The sequence below is a fragment of the Gemmobacter sp. genome, from assembly GCF_046292685.1.
Lineage (GTDB): Bacteria > Pseudomonadota > Alphaproteobacteria > Rhodobacterales > Rhodobacteraceae > Wagnerdoeblera.
On record NZ_JBKBQM010000099.1, the window covers coordinates 1 to 2,934 of the forward strand.

4 protein-coding genes are annotated in these 2,934 nt (G+C 65.4%); 1 reads left to right on the plus strand and 3 read right to left on the minus strand.

Features of this window, described 5'->3' with window-relative positions; all coding sequences use genetic code 11:
- Positions 1 to 215: integrase core domain-containing protein (locus ACK4S2_RS15695; protein ID WP_409626517.1), on the plus strand; the 215-nt coding region annotated here is incomplete at its 5' end.
- Positions 216 to 218: 3 nt separating this feature from the next.
- On the opposite strand, the gene ACK4S2_RS15700 is transcribed toward ACK4S2_RS15695, so the two are convergent.
- From ACK4S2_RS15700 to ACK4S2_RS15710, 3 genes are all read right to left on the minus strand, one after another.
- Positions 219 to 497, minus strand: a complete 279-nt coding sequence (locus tag ACK4S2_RS15700; RefSeq protein WP_409626526.1) for a GNAT family N-acetyltransferase — start codon at positions 495 to 497, stop codon at positions 219 to 221.
- 122 nt (positions 498 to 619) lie between these two features.
- On the minus strand, positions 620 to 2,176 hold the full coding sequence (gene guaA / locus ACK4S2_RS15705; RefSeq protein ID WP_409626520.1) for a glutamine-hydrolyzing GMP synthase: 1,557 nt from the start codon (positions 2,174 to 2,176) through the stop codon (positions 620 to 622).
- 113 nt (positions 2,177 to 2,289) lie between these two features.
- On the minus strand, positions 2,290 to 2,934 hold a 645-nt coding region (locus tag ACK4S2_RS15710; RefSeq protein WP_409626523.1), incomplete at its 5' end, for an IS630 family transposase.

Consider the following 2,934-nt stretch of genomic DNA (forward strand, 5'->3'; position numbering starts at 1 on the left):
TCCAGCACATCCAACCCGGACAGCCGCAGCAGAACGCCTATGTCGAGCGCTACAACCGGACGGTTCGGCACGAATGGCTGGATCAATACATCATCGAAAGCATCGAGGAGGCTCAGGATCAGGCCACGCAATGGCTATGGACTTACAACAACGACCGCCCCAACTTGGGCATCGGCGGCATCACACCCGCAATGAAACTGAAAATGGTCGCGTAAGTTCTACGGATGCACCCCGTTAAAAACGGGGAGATTACCCCCTTGGGTCAGCCCGTGGACCGAAGGGGTGCCGGTGGCATCGGCGGCGGCGCAGACCGCCCGGATCAGCGCGCGGCCTGCGCCGGTGCCGCGGGCGGCGGGATCGACGTAGAGGTCTTGCAGATAGCACACATCCTCGACCCGCCAGTTGTGGGCGTGGAAGATGTAGTGCACGAGGCCCACCAGCTGCCCGCCCTGTTCGGCCACCAGCGCGTTCTGCTGCGGGCGGGCGGGGTCGAGCAGGCGGGCGAAGGTGGTGGCTTAGACGGTTTCGGGCAAGGTGGTGTCGTAGAACGCAAGATACCCGGCCCAGAGCCGGCGCCAGGCGGCTTCGTCGCCTGCGCGCAGGGGGCGGATGGTCAGGGTCATTCCAGCTCGATCGTGCCCGGGGGTTTGGAGGTGCAGTCGTAGAACACCCGGTTGATGCCCTTGACCTCGTTGATGATGCGCGTGGCGGTTTCGCCGAGGAAGTCGTGGCTGAAGGGGTAGTAGTCGGCGGTCATGCCATCGACCGAGGTGACCGCGCGCAAGGCCAGGGCGTAGTCGTAGGTGCGCCCGTCGCCCATCACGCCGACGGTGCGCATCGGCAGGATGGCGGCGAAGGCCTGCCAGATCTCGTCGTAAAGCCCGTGCTTGCGGATCTGGTCGAGATAGACCGCATCGGCCCGGCGCAGGATGTCGAGCTTTTCGCGCGTGATCTCGCCGGGGCAGCGGATGGCGAGGCCCGGGCCGGGGAAGGGGTGGCGGCGGATGAACGGCTCTGGCAGGCCGAGTTCGCGGCCCAAGGCGCGCACCTCGTCCTTGAACAGTTCGCGCAAGGGTTCCACCAGCTTCATGCCCATCTTTTCGGGCAGGCCGCCGACGTTGTGGTGGCTCTTGATCGTGACCGAGGGACCGCCCGAGAAGCTGACGCTTTCGATCACGTCGGGATAGAGCGTGCCTTGCGCCAGGAAGGTGGCGCCGCCCACGGATTTGGCGTGTTTCTCGAACACCTCGACGAACAGCCGGCCGATGGTCTTGCGTTTCACCTCGGGGTCGGAGACGCCTTCGAGCGCGCCGAGGAACAGGTCGGATTCGTCGGCGTGGATCAGCGGGATGTTGTAGGTGTCGCGGAACATGGTGACGACCTGTTCCGCCTCGCCCAGCCGCAGCAGGCCGTGATCGACGAAGACGCAGGTGAGCTGGTCGCCGATGGCCTCGTGGATGAGCACGGCGGCAACCGAGCTGTCCACGCCGCCCGAAAGCCCGCAGATCACGCGTGCATCGCCGACCTGATCGCGGATCTTGCGGATGGCTTCCTCGCGGTAGGCGCCCATCGTCCAGTCGCCGGCAAAGCCCGCCAGCCGCACGAAGTTTTCATAGAGTTTCGCGCCCTTGGGGGTGTGGTGCACCTCGGGGTGGAACTGCACGGCGAAAAAGCGGCGGGCGGGGTCGGCGGTGATGGCGTAAGGCGCGTTGGGCGAGGTGCCGAACACCTTGAACCCCGGCGCCAGTTTCGACACATGGTCGCCGTGCGACATCCAGACCTGTTCGGGGCCGGCCTCGAACCAGCCGTCCAGCAAGGGCAGGCGGGCGTCGGTGGGGGTGACGAAGGCGCGGCCGAATTCGGCGGTGCCGTGCCCGCCTTCGACCTTGCCGCCCAGCACGTGCATCATCACCTGCTGGCCATAGCAGATGCCCAGCACCGGCACGCCCAGCGAAAACACCGCCATCGGCGGCATCGGCGCGCCTGTCGCATAGACCGAGGCCGGGCCGCCCGACAGGATCACCGCCTGCGGGGCGAAGGCGGCCAGAAAGGCGTCGTCCACCCGGTTGAACGGGTGGATTTCGCAATAGACGTTCAGTTCCCGCAGGCGGCGCGCGATCAGTTGCGTGACCTGGGAACCGAAGTCGATGATGAGAAGGCGCTGATGCTGGGTCATGCGCCCGCGTAAGCAAAACGGCGCAGAATCGCAAGGGGGGCCGCGGGGCCGGCGAGGGGCGAAATGCGCGCCTGCCGCCGGCGGGGCGGCTAGTGTTCCGAGTCTGACACTTGTTACCGATTCCCCCTAATTTCATCGAGCGCATCAAGTGCGCGGCGCTCGCGGGCTATGATATTTTCGGCGGTCTTGCTCCAGACGAAAGGCTTCGGCTTGGTGTTGTGCTGCGCGAGGTAGTCGTAAATCGCCCCTTCGAGATCGTCGACGCTGGAGTAGCTGCCACGACGGATGCGTTTCGCGGTGATCTCGGCGAAAAAGCGCTCGACCAGGTTCATCCAGGACGCGCTTGTCGGCGTGAAGTGCAGCTTGAAGCGGGGATGTTTCTCGAGCCAGGCCTGCACCTCGGGCGTCTTGTGGGTGGCGTGGTTGTCGAGCACGAGGTGGATGTCGCGGGGTTTCTTCACAGCCCGGTCGATTCGGCGGAGGAAGGTCAGGAACTCCTTTGCCCGATGGCGCGGCATGCATTCCCCGATGACCAGACCCGACTTCACGTCGAGCGCGGCGAAGAGCGTGGTGGTGCCATGACGCTTGTAGTCGTGAGTCATGGTGGCCGCGCGCCCCTTTTTCAGCGGCAGCCCGGGCTGGGTGCGGTCGAGCGCCTGAATCTGGGACTTTTCGTCGACGCATAGCACCACCGCGCGCTCTGGCGGGTCGAGGTAAAGCCCCACGATCTCGGTGACCTTCGCCTCGAACATCGGATC

Coding starts and splice junctions, on each gene's coding strand:
- guaA (WP_409626520.1), bottom strand. CDS start 2,176: ATGACCCAGCATCAGCGCCTTCTCATCATCGACTTCGGTTCCCAGGTC.